The organism is candidate division KSB1 bacterium (genome assembly GCA_034506395.1).
In the GTDB taxonomy this organism is placed as follows: Bacteria; Zhuqueibacterota; Zhuqueibacteria; order Thermofontimicrobiales; family Thermofontimicrobiaceae; genus Thermofontimicrobium.
Genome location: JAPDPQ010000015.1, coordinates 20,754 through 38,325 on the forward strand (window position 1 = coordinate 20,754; position 17,572 = coordinate 38,325).

A 17,572-nucleotide genomic window follows, 5' to 3' on the forward strand; every position below is an offset into this window, starting at 1 on the left:
ACTTCCCTTTGTTGATTTTTTCAAATTTCTCTGATTTCTTATTTTGGCGATTTAACAAAGAGGGGCATCAGCCCCCTATCTAATATCGTTATTAAGCCCCCTTTTTCCCTAACCCATTTCTGACTCAGCGTCCGAAAATGTCACAGAATATATCAAGACTAAAAATCGTCATGATCAACGCTTATTGCTATGTACCGATGGAATCTCAGCCACTATCTTCAGTCACAAACGCAGTCTTTCATTAAATCCATCTTCTGAAGATCGCATGGTTCTACTTTATTGTGCTCGTAACGAAAAATGGTATGGTCTATGCGTACGAAAATATCTTTTCTTATCACATCTCTAATGCTGCCAATTTTGCTTCGAGTAATGCCTCAACTTCGGCATCTGAGAGATCAGCGAGATCTTCTATCTCCTTGCTCTCAAACTGATCGCGCGTTAGTGTTGGCTGCGATGTTTTGATATGTGCGTCCGCTTCAAAGATATGCTCGATCAAATAATCCGCTAAGCTTTCGATTGTCGGATAATCAAATATCAAAGTCACGGACAAATCAGTTTTAACAGAAGCGCTAATTGCATTTTTCAATTCGATCGCCATTAGCGAATCAAAGCCCATTTCTTTCAGCGGTTTCCTAATATCTACTGGATATGACGCATCAAGGCCAAGGATTCTGATAACTTCTTTTTGCAACTGCCCCACTAACAGTTCTTTCCGATCTTTTGGCGCGGTTCGTCGCAATCTTTCTAAGAAATCGGATTGACTAACCATCGTTTCTGGTGAGGATGGTTTTCCAGTGGAAACGAAATCTGCAAAAAGTCCAGGCACGCGATCGGCGGGGAATTGCTTTAAGAAGCGCGACCAATTCACTGGCAGAACAGCAATTTGAGGCAAGGGCTGGCTGATCAATTTTTCCAGCACTTTCAATCCCAGCTCTGGAGGAATGAGATCAAATCCGATCGATTCGTAGCGCTGCCGATCTTGGTGATCAAGTTGGCCGGCCGTACCCACCTTGGCCCATGGACCCCAATTGATGCTGATGGCCGGCAAACCAATGGCACGGCGATGATGTGCCAGTCCATCCATAAAAGCATTAGCTGCCGCGTAATTGGCCTGGCCCGGTGAACCGAAAATCGCAGCGACGGAAGAAAACATTACGAAAAAGTCCAGTGCCATCTGTTTTGTCATTTGATGGAGATTGTACGAACCTGCAACCTTCGGTGCCAATACCTGGGCAAGTTTATCGCGATCCTGCTGCAATATCACCCCATCGTCTAATTTCCCTGCCAAATGAATTACCCCAGCCAGGGACGGGAGGGAAGATGATTGCGTTGGATCCAGCATCCTCTTCAGTTGCTCAAAGGCCGATGGTTGGGCGATATCACCGATGAACTTCGTCACGACAGCTCCTCGCTCAGTCAATTCAGCGATCGACTGTTCCGCAGCTTCAGATGGTTGCAGAATATCAGCCAAAATCAGATGTCGTGCACCATGTTCCACAAGCCATCGGGCAATCATTAATCCCAGACCCCCAAACGCTCCTGTGATGAGGTAGCTAGCATCGCCTCGAATAACCAGTGTCCTCTCCCCAAATGAACGATCCTGGCGTACCACCACTTTGCCGATGTGTCTGGCCTGCTCCATCCATCGAAAGGCATCCACTACTTGATCCATTGAGAAGACATGATGATGCAATGGCTGAAGCTTACCCAAATTGAATTGTTCCATCAGCTCCTCGAGCATGAGCATGACGCTGCGAGAATCTTGATATAAGAGATCATCTAACGCGATGGTGAAATAAGCCACGTCGCTGCGGAAATTTTTCACCTGCTGGGGCGACCAGATCCCGATCTTGCCGATCTCTAAAAAGCGACCCTGTTTAGCCAATACCGAAAGTCCCTTAGGAATATATTCGCCAGAAAGCGTATTCAGCACGATATCTACGCCTTTTCCCTGTGTGACTTTTAGAATTTCATCTGCAAAACTCAAGGACCGAGAATCCATGACATGCTCGATGCCGAGCGATTTTAAAAATTCTCGTTTTTGCGAATTCCCTGCCGTGGTAAAAATTTCCGCTCCAATGTTTTTGGCCAATTGAATGGCAGCCAGTCCGACGCCCCCAGTTGCCGTATGAATCAAAACTTTCTCCCCGGCAGACATTTTTCCCAGTTTCTGGAGCGCGTAATAAGCGGTGAGAAACGCGATCGGAATTGTCGCTGCTTGTTCAAAACTCCAGTGAATTGGCTTCTTCACAACCCAATTCGCTTCTGTAATGACATGAGAGGCAAAACATCCTGGAGCAATAGCAATAACAGCATCCCCAATTTTGAACCCCGTAACACCTTCGCCAATCGCACTGATCTCTCCGGAGCACTCGCCGCCTAAGGGACCGGGGTCGCCAGGGTAAAGATTTAAGGCATTCAAGACATCCCTGAAGTTTTGGCCTATCGCCTTCACCTGAATTTCTACTTGACCTGGGCCTGGTTTTTGGCGAGTCATGGGTTGGAATCTCAAATTATCCAACATTCCTCGTTCTGTGATCGTCAACTGAAATGGCTGATCAGCAGGGACTGCTCGTTCGGTGCGAGCCTCAGGCTGGGCAATTGAAGCTAACCTTGGGACATATCGGTTCCCATCCCTCAAGGCGACTTGATCTTCAGCATCATTGGCCTGGATTTCTCCAGCCAACGCCGTGTAGTCGATTATTTCTGAGTTAGGATCTAGATCGATGCTGATCGGCTTCAGCTCTGGATGCTCCAAAGCGATCACACGCGCCAATCCCCAGAGAGCGCTCCCGTTGAGATCGATCAAAGCTGCCGTGCTGTCGACTGGTTGTGCCCCTCGGGTGATCAACCAAAGCTGCGGAAAACGCCGTGGCTTCACCTTCTCCAACGCTTGAACCAAATAAAGCATTGAACTGCAAACCGAGAGCACGTCTCCAGTGAGGGACTCAGGCAAACCCCAGAGATAGATGATCCCCTGAAGTGGTTTGCCTTCAGCGCTGACCAGTTCACCAATTAATTGCTGATAATCTGCCAAGTTTTGCGGATCAATTTGCCAGCGATCATCCGCTAATTTTGTCAAACGATCTCCTGGCGTTACAATGTAACTGGTCTCAATCTGACTCTGTAACTCTTGAACAAACTTTGCTGTCAGCTCTTTCTCAGTTATAAAAAGCAACCAGCGACCAGCTATTGACGATTGAAGTTGTTCTGCCATTTTCGGTCGCTCAACTTTGCGCCACTCGATGTGGTAGAGCCATTGATTTAAGCGCGCCTCAGAGACGCTTGCCAGGCTGGATAGAGTGGTCTTTTTAAGGCTCAAACCATCCACTTGAGCCACCAGATGCCCAGCATCGTTATAGAAATTCAGATCGGACTCAATTATCTCGCTATTGGATGTACCCGAATTGCGCCACAGCACATGACACCATAAACGCTCATCGGGCTTCCTTACCAATTGCATCCTCTCAAGCCCGATCGGCAGATAGATCCAATCCTCAGCCTCGGATATTATCGCGCCGACCATTTGAAAACCACCGTCGAGCAAAGCCGGATGGAGATGATGTGAGGTCAAGTCAGCCGAAGCTGTTTCTTCCAATTCAATCCGTCCAAGCACCTCATGGACTCCCTTCCAGAGCTGTCGAATCGTCTGGAACGAATGACCATATTTAAGGCCCAGGTGTTGAAGTTTTTGATAATAGCTTTTCGGATCGATGGCTTCGTTACACCGCATCCGAATCGTTTCAAGATCAGTTCGTTCTTGAGTGTCCTGCGGTTTTTCGTTTAGATTGAGCAAGCTTCCAATGGCATGTAATTTCCAACTATCAACTGTTCCACTATTTGTGAGAGTAGAGCTATAAATTTGAAACTGCTTGGACGGTTGGTCGCTGGAACGAATGATCATTTGCACATTACGCGGTTCTCCATTCGAAAATGCCATCGGTTCTAAAATGGCTACATTTGATATCTGATAATTTTGTGTTCCAAATAGCTGCTGGGCAGCCGCCAAGGCCATATCTAAATATGCAGCCGCTGGAAAAATCGGCATCCCAAAAACGCGGTGATGGGCCAGCCATGTCAGATTGCTGAGACTCAGCCGAGATTCAAATACCGTATCCTTTAGGGCTGGGGAGCGCAAAAGCGAATGCAGCAATGGATGGATGATTGGGCCAGTGGATTGTATCGAAGCCGAACCCAGAATCGGTGCTTTGAGCGGCTTCGCTTCTTCAATCCAATAACGTTGGCGTTGAAATGGATATGTTGGCAATGATACTTTGGATCGCACATAATCAGCATCGAAGCTGTTCCAGTCAATAGCAGCTCCGGTCACAGCAAGTTGCGCCAGACTATCCAGCATCACCTGCCAATCGTTTTTGTTCTCTCGCAATGAAGGCAACCACTTGGCTGATGAATCGGGCAAGCAACGCCGTCCCATTCCCAGCAGGATGGGATTTGGGCCAATTTCAAGAAAAATGTCACATCTTTCATCAGCCAGTGCCTGCATCGCGGCTGCGAATTGCACCGTTTCCCGCAAATGCCGGCGCCAATACCGAGCGTCTGGAATCTCCCATGGACCGAGAATATGGCCATTGAGATTGGAAATCATTGGAACGCGCGGACTTTTATGTTGAATTTCCGAAGCAAATTGCTCAAATTCATCCAGAATCGGTTCCATCAGCGGAGAATGGAACGCGTGCGAGACCTTCAAATGGCGACTGTTAATCCCATCACCGGCTAACAATTCAACCACGGTCATCACAGCTTCACGCTCTCCTGAGATGACGATGTTCTCTGGCCCATTGATGGCAGCAATGGCCACTTTATCTTGATAGGGTTCAACGGTTTCTGCTATTCGCTCCTTCGAGGCGAAAATGACCGCCATCTCTCCGTTGCGCGGCAGCGATTGGATCAATCTCGCTCGCATAGCGACCAGCTTTAAGCCATCTTCCAGACTGAAAAATCCGGCCACACATGCCGCAACATATTCTCCAACGCTATGCCCATATACATAATCAGGTTCAATGCCCCAGGATCTCCAAAGCTGAGCCAGAGCATATTGCAGCGCAAATAGACTGATATGCGCATACTGCGTCTCATGAATCAGCGCTGCTTGCTGGTCATTCGTGGAGAATATCACCGAGAGCAGAGGAACTGGCAGATCGGATCTGAGAATTTCATCGCATTGATCCAACGCCTCTTTGAAAGTTGGTTGGGTCTGATACAACTCTCTCCCCATCCCCACATATTCTGATCCTTGACCTGTAAAAAGAAACGCGATCTTTGAGCGTCGTTCCGATCGGACCACTCCCCAATGAACGCCGATCTCCTCTTTCCCATCTGCAAATGCTGCAAGCCGATCGCAAAACTCCTCGATCGAATTCCCAACCACTGCCAATCGATGGGTAAACAGCGACCGACCAGTGTTCGCCGAGAAACAGGCATCACCGATATTGATACCAGGATGCTTTTGGAAATATCGCTGATAGCGCTTAGCTAACTCATTCAGCGCTGCTTCTGTTTTAGCAGATAACATGAGAATATGAACCGACCGCTCGGGCTGATCGATAGCGGCTTTGGGCTTCAAAGCTTCTTCGATGACAACATGGGCATTGGTCCCCCCAAAACCGAACGAGCTCACCCCAGCGATCCGTCGGCCCTCTCCAGCTTTCCAAAAAATCGGCTCAGTTGCGATCCGTAGCGGCGAATTGTCGATATCAAAATATGGATTGATGCGCTGAAAATGAAGCTGCTTGGGGATGAGTTCATTTTGTAGGGCAAGCACGACTTTAATGACCCCAGCGATCCCTGCTGCCGATTCGAGATGGCCGATATTGGCTTTGACACATCCGATAATACAAGGTTGATCTTTGGGCCGATGGCGATGAACCGCAGCCAAAGCCTCAAGTTCGATTGGATCGCCCAAGCTGGTACCAGTCCCATGGGCTTCAATATACCCCATTTGTTCAGGTTTGATATTTGCATTCGCGAGCGCCTGCAATATAACCGCCTGCTGCGCTCTGCCACTGGGCGCAGAAATCCCATTGGTCTTTCCATCATGGTTCACAGCCGATCCTCGGATCAACGCCAAAATTCGATCCCCATGAGCTAAAGCATCCGAGAGACGCTTTAAAATGATCACGCCGCATCCCTCTCCTCGGACGTAGCCATCAGCCGATGCATCGAAGCTTTTGCAACGGCCGTCGGGTGCTAACATCCGCGCATGTGAAAAAGAAATGTTCCGTTCGGGAGAGATAATTACATTGACGCCACCTGCAATCGCCAGGCTGGATTCTCCATTGCGAAGGCTTTGCACCGCCAAATGAATGGCCGAAAGCGACGAAGAACAAGCTGTGTCCAATGCAATGCTTGGCCCCTTTAGATCCAAAAGATATGAAAGTCGATTCGCGGCGATGCTGAAGGCATTACCAGTTCCAGTATAGGCATCAATCAGGGAATGATCGCGATACAATGAAGCCGTGTAATCATCATTGCTGATCCCGATAAATACGCCGGTATCGCTTCCGGCCAAGCGCTCTGGGATGATGCCGGCGTGTTCCAAAGCCTCCCAGGTCACTTCTAACAGCAAACGCTGCTGAGGATCCATTCGGCTCGCTTCTTGGGCCGAAATGCCGAAAAACTGCGGATCGAATTGATCGATTTGCTTCAAAAATCCGCCATCACGGATGACCATTTTTCCCGGCACGTCGGGATTCGAATCATAAAACGCGTCGCGATCCCAGCGATCTTCTGGCACAGCAGTAATGGCATCCCCTCCATCCACTAACAATTCCCAGAATTCTTCTGGATTATCGGCGCCAGGAAAGCGACAGGCCATTCCAATAATAGCGATGGGTTCTGTATCCATGGACTTGATGGTTTTCGGCTTCGCAGCACCTACATCCCCAGTTTCTTCTGCAGCCAAAAACATTGCCAGAGATTCGATCGTTGGATAATCCCAAACCAGTGTTGGCGACAGCTTTCGTCCCAACCACTCCTCCAGATCGCCCACCAATCCCACCGCTTGAGCTGAGTCCAACCCAAAGCTGACGAAGGGCTCTTGAATGCTAATTTCTGAAGCATTGATGCCAAGGTTTTCAGCAATTTTCGATACTAACCACGATTCGATGGCTGAGACTGTTGGACTTTTCAGTTTTGAGCTTGCTGGGACTATCTCTGATGAAGGCACAGGCTCAGGAGCATGCTCATGTTCAGCCACAATTGTCTCGACTGAGATATCGGTCTGCATAGGCCCAGAAGCCCGCCATTCAGCTACGACTTGAAGCTTTCCTTCCAAAAACTCATTTTTCGTGGCACGTCGCTGGATCTTCCCGCTCGAAGTTTTCGAGATGCTCCGCGGCTTGATCAACACAATAGCATACGCCTGCAATTCATGGGCTTCTGTGACACTGCGTCGGATTGCATGAATTACCGCTTCTGCGTTGAGCTTTTTCGGATTACGCACTTCCACTACGATGACCAGTCGTTCCTGGCCTTCAATTTCCACAGAAAACGCCGCACTACAGCCAGGTCTCAAATCAGGATGACAATTTTCGACGGTAAATTCAATGTCCTGAGGATAGTGGTTTCTGCCTCGGATAATGATCAAATCTTTGATACGACCGGTGATGAAAAGCTCACTGCCTTTCAAATACCCCATATCCCCGGTTCGAAGGAAATATCGACCTTCCTTCCCCTTAATTTGCGCTTTAAAAGTCTCCTCCGTCTCTTCAGGACGATTCCAATATCCCTTAGCGACACTTGTTCCAGAGACCCAGATCTCCCCGATTTCATTGGGCCGACATTCCTCGAGCGTCTCGGGATTCACAATCGCGATGATCTGATCGCCATAAGTATGGCCGCAGCCCACAGCTAATTGGCTATCGTTCTGGCCTGGCAAGCTCTCAACGAATCGATTGTTCTTCAGTTCAGATTTTTTGATGGTCACGATAACTGGCGGATCGGCACTGTTGCCACCTGAGACGAATAGAGTGGCTTCAGCCAAGCCGTAGCAAGGATAAAATGCCTCACGTCGAAAACCGCATGGGGCAAATGTATTGGTAAACCGATCGATGGTTTCTGGGCGAACTGGTTCAGCGCCGCTGAAAGCAACCTTCCAATGCCCCAATGAGAGTTTTTCTTTTTGCTCTGGGGTTATTTTTCTAGCACAAAGGTCATACGCGAAATTTGGGCCGCCACTGATCACCTGTGCGTTCTTGATGCGAGAAATCGCGTTGAGCCATCGCAACGGTCGTTGCAAAAAATCGATGGGTGACATGAGCGTACAAGGAAATCCCCCATAAAGTGGTTGCAAGACCCCTCCGATCAAGCCCATATCATGATAAATTGGCAGCCAAATAACTCCCTCGCAATCAGGTGTGAAAGCAAATCCCTCATAGATCAATGCTAAGTTGTATAACAAATTTTCATGGCTCAGCATCACGCCTCGGGGCATACCGGTTGATCCGGAAGTGTACTGAAGGAATGCCAGGGTATCCTTATTGATGTTTGGTTCTTTCCAATCCTCCGCCAGATCATTTTTTATATCCTCTGTGGATAACCATTGAAGTTCGCTCAGATCTTTGGCATTTAGAATTGCCGATCGTTGCGATAAGAATGTTCCGAGCGCACTGCCAAATTTTTTGAAGAAAGGTACCTTTTCAAGAGAATCGGTCACCTTAGAACCGATCCTCATGATTTTGATCATGGATAAGATCGAATCATTCGTCAATACCAAAGCTGCTTGCGCATCCCGCGCAATCGCTTGCAAACGCGGCAAGGTTCGATTCAATCGGGTCGGATCCGGCGGGTAGGCTGGAACGGCAGTAACCCCAGCGTACAAGCACCCGAAGAAAGCAGTAATATACTCGATCCCTGGAGGATAGATTAACAAAGCTCGCTCACCAGTAGCACCTATCGATTGAAGCCAGGCCCCCAGAGCTCTTGCGCGTCGGTCCAGGTCACCATAGGTCATCAAAATATCCTTCTCTTCCCCATCTTGCAGATACGTATAAGCCCGCTGATGCGCAAAATGGGTCGTTCGCCAACGCAACAATTCGACCAATGTCCTTGGTTCAAAATTCACCCCGCCAAAAACCTTTGAATGAATCGACATATTCACCCCTTCCTCAACTTTAAGCGAGATAATCTTCAGCTATGGAAGATTTATTCTGCGATATAGCTCATTCTTAGAACATCGTAATATTGACCATCAAAACAGCACTCCTGCCGCAAAATTCCTTCAACTTTAAACCCGAGTTCCTCATTCATTTTGATGGTCCGAATATTCATATCAATGGAATTCAAGTAGATCTTCTTCAACTTCATGCCCGCCACGCCATATTGCATCCAAAGTTTCAATGCTTCTTGTAAAAATCCTCTACCCCTATATTCTGGTACAGCAATCAGCCCTCGAAGCTCTGCTTTTCGCAGCAGCATATCATAACCCAAAAAACCAGCGACCCCAATAACAAAGTCCTCCTCGTTGTTCAGCGTGATCATCCCAAGAACATTAGTTTCATCAGTCAAAAATGTGCCAGCTTCAATTTTAGTAGCGGTCGGCCAATGAATTAAAAAATGTTGATGCTCTTGCATTGCCAACCACCTCTTTAGCGTCGGGATATCTTGATCTTTTATGAACGGACGGATTCGAACATTTTTGCCAATCAATGGAAAGTTGACTTCTACGTCCATTGAATAAACAACTGGAGCGCCCTTAGGTATGGAAGCCTGATAGCCATTCTTCATGGAAAGGTCCAGGAGAATATTGACAAATCTCAAATAATCCACCTGGCGAAACCCATATTGAGCTGTTTCGCGAAATAGGCTTCTCGCGACTGCCTCAATTGTGGCATTCGGGATCGATTCGCCGCTCACATTCATAAAAGGATCTCATTGATAAAAATTCGGGAGTAGTAGTCAAATAAGTGGATCAGCCATCCTGACGAAAACCAACCTATAATAGAACCATGATTAAGAAATTGCGTAAATATTGGAAGCAAAATGAATTTCATTTTTCATAAAACAAACAAAAAGCTTATCCAGCTCACTTTATTCTTCGCTCGCCCAATCGCTTGTTAGCACCGATAGAAAAATCTTTGAAAAAAGAATGCGGCAAATGTATCTACAAAGCATTATTTTGAAACCTGAAAATCTAAAATGAAAAGTATTATTCAAAAATTGCCGCACGAAACTCACGAAAGGAAACGAAAATTATTCTTTGAGATTACCTTCTTGTATTATTCCGTGTTTTTCGTAGGACAAAAATTTGTTGCTTGCCTCGCTTGAGTTCATTTTAGAATTTTAGGCGCAAATTGATCTGTATGAAAACTGATCTGAAGATGACTCATCCGCAAATTCGTCCTCAAGCAAGAAGCTGAGGGATAAAGAGCGCAGCACTGTAGGACCAATGAGGCGATTGCGTAGGGCTCCAAAACAAGTAAATTACCTATTCGTAATTCCAGAATACAATTTTATTTCGAAAGCTTTGGAAAAAAGCGTCAAAACACCAAATCGAAAATAATTGGGATTGATCTTGGGTCAAGCTTATTAGAAAAATTTGTCTTTCCAGATTCAGCAATCTTGAGCGATCGCTGGTAATTCTGGGCATAATTAATAAAAAAGAAGATGATTTAAGGCTCAAGAAAATGTTATTTTTTTTACGCGAATTTGATCAGTGGCAGGTATATTACCAGCAGAAAGCGAAAAAGCAAGCTCAGATAAAATGCCTGTGATTGATCAGCCTAACCACTGGATTCGCAATTGTTAACCGCGAAATTTTTGCAGATCGAAAATTCTGATATAAGGCAAGCATAAAACAATTGCCTTTTCGCTTCAGTTTTTGTATGATATGATGTCGATATTATTCATCGAGCACTGAACGAGGGGGACTTTATCATTTATCGTTATTTTAGAATTGAGCGCGTGCCAATGAGTTAACTCATTCAACTGCCTCTAATACATGCCATGAAACGATAATGCAGCCGAAATACCTATCGAGATGCGCCAATATGCATCACCCTTCTTGATGGCTGAGAAAAATTTAGTGCATCCCCCCTCTTTCCGATTGCGGGATAGCTTTAACAATTACCAACAACAATCATTCATTTCCAATCAGAAAAACAATCGAGTTAATGAATGCTAGTGATCAGATCTTTGGTCTCACAGCAATCTGGAAGCAGTTTATAATATCAATCGGTGCGAGCTGGCAGTGATGATTATGGCGGTAGGAAATCCAGGTATCATTTTGCGAGGTTAGCATCTGATCGGCATGCAACAAGTTTGAATCAAATAGCAAAAAACCTTGAATGAAGGAGGTGATGCGACAAAGAGCTATCAAGAATTGCTTAATCCTATAACTCACAGACAACAGAATTGGTCAATAATCGCAGATGGAGGACCAAGATGAACAAGAAAGTTCTTGTACTATTGCTCATGGTAATGGTAGTGGGAGTGTTTTCGGTCAAAGCTGCTGAAGACCCGAAAGGGCTGAAAGAATTGACCGAGAAGGCGGAAACTATCATAGTGGGCAAAGTGGATCGACAGACGTCACAGTGGGATGAAAATCATCAAATGATCTATACCACCGTGACGGTTAATGTCAAAGAATATTTGAAAGGTGAAGAGAACGTCAAAACCCAAGCGATCCGGCTTCCTGGGGGCAAGGTTGGTGATGTCCACCTCCGAGTGAGTGGAGTACCAAGCTTCGAAAATGGAGAAGAAGCATTGCTATTTCTCAATTCTTCCCCAGAAAATGGGAAAGAAAAAGTGATCACTGGGTGGAGCAAAGGTAAGGTTAAGCTGGACGGGAAAACAGAAGGGGTTGCGACCGTCGCCAAGATCAAACAAATTCTCGGAAAATCGGGCAATAAGCTCCAGATGCCAGAGCGGATTCAATTCCCGGAACCGAATTTGTTGGTCAATCGGGCAAAGAAATACAAACCATCCCAGGGGCATATCCCCAGCGACGAATCCGAAACAGAGGATGGCGACTGGGGATGGAAGTGCGTTTGGGGTGATAATTTTGAGCATGGCTTCCCAGGCACTGACTGGATCCTGGCTCGAAATGGCAATCCTGGCGTGCATAATGGCTATACCTGGGGTCTTACGGATGTCAACCCATATGACGGGAACTACGCGGTGTGGTGTGCTCAAACCAATATGTTTCCAGATAATCCAGACCTGCAAGCTGGGACGGATAACTATCCCAATAACACCTTTGCCTGGATGATCGCTGGACCGTTTGATTTGAGCGATGTTTATTCCGCGAAGCTGACCTTCAAAATTGATCAGACCGTTGAACCATTCCGCAATGTTCCACCAGCAGACAATAGCTATATTGGTCCGTTGGATCGCACTGGGGTTGGCTTTTCCATCGATGGCGTTTGGTTCCAGATCACAGAGCAACCCGAATATCAGTGGATTTACCATTCCACTGGTGGCTATATCCATTATGAGATCAATATTGAAAATGTGATTGGGCCATTGTGGGACAAAACTCAAGTCTGGGTCTGCTTTATTTTCATGAGTGACTACCAAATTACTGATAAAGGGACCTGGATTGATAATGTGAAAATTAAAAAGTATGTCCCCCAGGAAATGCATCCTGAAGTGATGTCAGTTGTGCCGCTGAAGCAATCGGCTGGTACTGGAAAGACGATCAAGATCCTAGGAAACAACTTTGGCGATTTCAATGACGGGAATCCCGACACCAAAGTAGAGTTCTTCGGTGGATTCTACTGGTGGGGAGACTCCATCTGGATTCCAGCGACCACTTTTAGTCATTGGAACAACACAAAGATCATCTGCGATGTTCCGGCTGGTGCGAGCAGTGGGAAATTGCGACTCAGACGACCCAAAGAGGGCGTCGCCTATCACAAATTTGATGTGTCGTTCGGCTATTGTGGTTCGAAATGGTATCCTGGCGTTGGGACCGCACTTGGCACGGATTACCCCATCATCCCGTTTAAGATTAACGCGCCACATGCTATTGCCTTCATGGACATCATCAACAGTGCGGAAACATGGAACGTCCAAGGCAATGCCATGGTGCATCTCCAGTTTGCTGGTCCTTCCAGCAAGGCGCATGCTGCGTTTGATGGCGAAAACACCGTGCTGTTTGATTATTATACTTTCCCTGGTTCGCCCAGCACGACCTACCTCTGGACCGATGGATCAGGACATATTCTCGAAGCAGACATCGTGCTGAACACCTTGTATGCGTGGGCTCATGATGCTGCCTCAGCCTCTTCCCCGGCGAGTATGGTTATCAGCAATTGGGCGACCCATGAGTTTGGCATTTTGCTGGGCCTCACCAATCTTTACGGTTGGAATGATCGGGAAAAAACGATGTTCGGTTTCACCTGCTGGGATCATGTCGAATCATACTTCCTGGATGAACACGCTGCTGATCTCCATCCTGAGGATATAGAAGGCCTAAAATGGATCTATAGCGACGCTTTCGATGTGGCTTTTACGGCCTATCCCAATGTCGGGGTGAGTCCGCTCAACGTCTCATTCACCAACAAGACCCGGAGCAAATATCCGATCGCAAGCTATCACTGGGAGTTTGGGAATGGTCAAACCAGCAGCCAACAAAATCCAACAGTCGTATTCACCGCTCCTGGTGATGCGAGCTTCGATGTCACGCTGACCGTTACCGATGTGAATGGCAATTCAAAATCTGCAACGGTCCCTGGGCTCATCAAACTGAACCAGCGGCTTGCAGCGGGCATTAATGCAGAGCCAACTGTGGGATTCGGACCGCTCACTGTTCGCTTCCAGAACCGAACAATTGGCGACGCTGAAACGTTCTTGTGGGATTTTGGCGACGGGACGACCAGCACCGAGCGGAACCCGGTTCATACTTATGCTGAACCTGGCATCTATTCCGTCTCGCTGACCTCTAGTGCTGGCGGCTTCAGCCATACCGAATCTGTTGCCGGCTTAATCGAAGTCTACGACGATATGGAACACTTGGGGCTCACCTATTTAAGCTTGGTGCAACATGATGGTGAGACCTGGCGCGGCGAAGAATGGGATAACGCCATCGACCAAACCACTTTCCACACCATTGGAACCGTAAATGTCAAAGGCGATCATCCCTGGGCAATATTCACTTTCGATGACGGCTTCGCCCGCACCATTCATAAGGTGAGATTGATGACCGACACCGGTTTGGAAGGAAAGCGCGATGACTGGGTGAAAGATTTCACCATCGCTGTTTCCATGGATGGAGAAAATTTCACTGATGTCGGCACGTTCCGAAAAACCGGAGGCGGCTGGGAAGATTTCTCTTTCGATCCAATCCAAGCGCTATTCGTGAAGCTCACCTGCGAAGCAGGCGCCCATCGCTGGCAGCAGATCGGTGAATTCGAAGTCTATGAGAAAGTGGAGTTGCCCGATATCTCCGGTTCATTTATCGTCGCCTCGGAAACCCATGTGGCCAACGGCTATGATCAGGCTGGCGTGAAAATTGTCCTCGCTGATGCCAATGGCAATCCAGTGAGTGGTCTTTCTCCATCCTATTTCAGGCTGATAGCCTCTGGTTCCAACAATTTTTACAACTTGGTGAGCGAGACCAATGAACCAGGCATTTATAAGGGGACTTTCTCATCCCTGACACCAGAAGACAAGGCCGTTTCGGTGCGGATCGGTGGTGTTCGCCTTGCCTCATCTTCCCTCCTTGCAAATGCGCCAGTGGTGGTCAAATTCCTCGAACCAGAATTGGTGAAAGAGAAATTGCTGTTCCATCAGGGTAGCGAAACTTGGCGCAATGAAGACTGGAGCAAAGCGATAGACGATGATCCTGAAACCCAGGTTGCTGCGAATAAATTTGATGGCTGCTATGGCATCTACAAATTAGCTGAACCAACGGCCGATCGTGGCATCATCAAAGTCCGCTTGCTGAGAGGAAATGGTAAAGGTTATCCGAAACAGTTGGTCACTGAATATCGGATCTCAACCTCGCTCGATGGTGTGAATTTTGTGGAGCTCTTCAAAAAGTACACCAATGCGGCTGATTGGGAAGAAACCCTATCGCTCCCAGTCGTTGCCAATTATATTAAAATCGAGCTCTTGGAATCCGAGGACCAATACCGAACCTTTGCCGAACTCGAAGTTTACTCCACACCGCTCATCAGCGCCAGTTTAGATGGATTATTCGGTTCTGGTTTCAAGGCAGGGGAAATTATTCCGAGCAGCTACGCCCTGCGGCAAAACTATCCTAACCCGTTTAATCCTGAAACCATGATCGTTTTTGATCTGCCAGAAGAAGCCAAGGTCACCCTTGATGTCTATAACCTCATGGGACAGTCAATCAAAACCCTGGTGAATGATAAAAAGGTCGCTGGCAGATATCAGATCCTATGGGATGGTTCTGATGATAAAGGTATGCCAGTAGCTAGCGGCATTTACTTCTATCAAATCAAGGCTATCGGCAAATCCAACACCTTCTCTAAGAAGATGAAGATGATGCTCGTCCGATAATTCTTAATTGATTTCATTAAAAAACCGAATGGGCTATTTTTCGCCCATTCGGTTTTTTTGTGCTCAGGATTGGTCTCATTATTCGAGATAATTTCAATGCGGAATAGAACGCTAAAAAATCGTCTCAGTAAACAGCTCTGGAAATCAATTCATCGAGAAGCTTTCGTAAAAGTTCATCACCAGTTTTTTGAAATTTAGCCAATTCATTTCGGCCTCGAAACCTTGGGCTTGATACCCAAAGCTCTATCGGCCTTCAATTTTGTTCGATCCGTTTTCAGCTAATCGCTTGGTTGATTGCAAATGAGGCGTTTTAAGCTCAATGCGTTTTGCACAGCCCATCCAAAAGCATCGTTATTATAGAATACATAAACGTCCTGACCATTGACCAGCCAATTTTTGATATTCATTGCCTCTTGTCGCAATTGCTGGGGGGAATAATTGGATGAGTATAGCCAGGAAGGACCATGGCGCCGGATATAAATAAAATCAGCCGTAACTGGTTCGGTGATAGTCAATCCAGGCCAATCAGCAAAACATAATGCGATGTTAGCCGAACGAAGAAGCTGATGCACCTGTGCCTGATGCCAACTGGGATTGCGAAATTCAAAGGCAATCTTGGGGTTTGCAATCAAATTCTGTCTTTTCCAATATTCAATAAATTCATTTAGCCGATCCAAATCCAAATTCCAATATGGTGGAAATTGAAACAATATTACCGCCAATTTTTCCCCTAAACCGCTCACGCTTTGCAAAAATTTTGTCACCGTATCCTGGGGTTGGCCCAGCTTTTTCATATGTGTGATGTAGCGGCTGGCTTTAACAACAAAATGAAACCTATCAGGAGAGACATCCCGCCATCGCTCGAATACCTCCCTTTTGGGGAGATGATAGAAAGTATTGTTAATTTCGACGCAGTCAAACACCGAGCAATAGAATGCAAACCACTCGGCCTGTTTAAGCCCTGCTGGATAAAAAACATCATTCCCCCAATGTCGATACTGCCAGCCACTGGTTCCGATATACGCTTTCCCCAAAGCCATCGCTATCTTTTTTTGATCATGATTCTATTAAATTGCCCAAAACGACAAGACGAGCAAAGGATTTCATTTGCCGAATCCACCCTGTGAATCGATTAAATTGCGATCGTTCCCATCCAAACTACAATTTTCTCCTGCTTAAAGATCTTTAAATTCATTCAGCGTACCTTGGAATAACCTTGATTGGTTTTCAATTGAGCCAAGCTCGAATTTTATCATTTTTAGCTGTCCTTGTCACTAAGTATCTCTTTCATGTTTCGATACTCAAGAACAGCCTCCACAGTTTCGTTAAGCAGCACACTCCATTGATCTTGAATTAAATTCATGTTGGATTCAACCATTTCAATTAATTCAGGATGACGTCGGATCTGCTCCAAAATGAGCTTTGGATCCGTCAAAGAATCTAATTTTAGTAAGCTGCGAATTAATGGGAACAGTCGATATTCCTCCAGCGCGGCATATTCAATAAAATCGTTGCCATAGAGCAATGAGAACCGCTTTAGCCCATTGATTAACTGATTGGGGGCAATATTGTAAATCATCCCAACCTGATTCACAATCTGCTCAAAATTGGAATGAAGGAAGCCCTCTGCTGCCCTTAGTAATTGGATCAATAGTGGTTTCTGATGTCGAATCACTAAGATATCAAACGCGCATTGCAAAATTCTTCGCTTTGGGAGATTCAAACGATCGTTCACAATGACATTTTGAGCTCTCTGTTCGATGAAACCATTTTTCGGATACCAGTGATAGCTGCCAGAGAAATCAACCCTTCCGAGAGTGGAGTAGTTATCGCACAAGATATGGAAGGCAGCACCCCATAAAAGATCTGATTGAAGATCATTTGCTTCAAGCAAGCGCAAATCATGAGCAATGGCCTGAAACCGAGATCTTCCCAAATGGGTCACAAAATCAGGAATCACATTCCCCAAAACCAATTCTCCGCGAGCCGAGGGAACTGGATGAAAATTAATTTTCTCATAAGCAAGATTCAAAAGATATGTATGCGTAAATGTCAGCATACTGGGAATATACAACATTTTTGGATATAT

General features: G+C 46.4%; 5 protein-coding genes. 1 reads left to right on the plus strand and 4 read right to left on the minus strand.

Going from position 1 to position 17,572, the window contains the following annotated elements; translation table 11 throughout:
* Positions 1-334: 334 nt before the first annotated feature.
* Both ONB37_11220 and ONB37_11225 read right to left on the minus strand, forming a co-directional pair.
* On the minus strand, positions 335-9,112 hold the full coding sequence (locus tag ONB37_11220; protein ID MDZ7400725.1) for an SDR family NAD(P)-dependent oxidoreductase: 8,778 nt from the start codon (positions 9,110-9,112) through the stop codon (positions 335-337).
* A gap of 50 nt (positions 9,113-9,162) precedes the next feature.
* On the minus strand, positions 9,163-9,879 hold the full coding sequence (locus ONB37_11225; GenBank protein MDZ7400726.1) for a GNAT family N-acetyltransferase: 717 nt from the start codon (positions 9,877-9,879) through the stop codon (positions 9,163-9,165).
* A 1,521-nt stretch (positions 9,880-11,400) separates the two neighbouring features.
* On the opposite strand from ONB37_11225, the gene ONB37_11230 reads away from it, so the two are divergent.
* On the plus strand, positions 11,401-15,483 hold the full coding sequence (locus tag ONB37_11230) for a PKD domain-containing protein (protein ID MDZ7400727.1): 4,083 nt from the start codon (positions 11,401-11,403) through the stop codon (positions 15,481-15,483).
* A 278-nt stretch (positions 15,484-15,761) separates the two neighbouring features.
* Here ONB37_11230 and ONB37_11235 read toward each other — a convergent pair whose 3' ends face one another.
* Complete coding sequence (locus tag ONB37_11235; GenBank protein MDZ7400728.1) at positions 15,762-16,523, minus strand: DUF72 domain-containing protein; 762 nt, start codon at positions 16,521-16,523, stop codon at positions 15,762-15,764.
* Positions 16,524-16,741: 218 nt separating this feature from the next.
* Positions 16,742-17,452, minus strand: a complete 711-nt coding sequence (locus ONB37_11240; GenBank protein ID MDZ7400729.1) for a hypothetical protein — start codon at positions 17,450-17,452, stop codon at positions 16,742-16,744.
* Between the last annotated feature and the right edge of the window lie 120 nt (positions 17,453-17,572).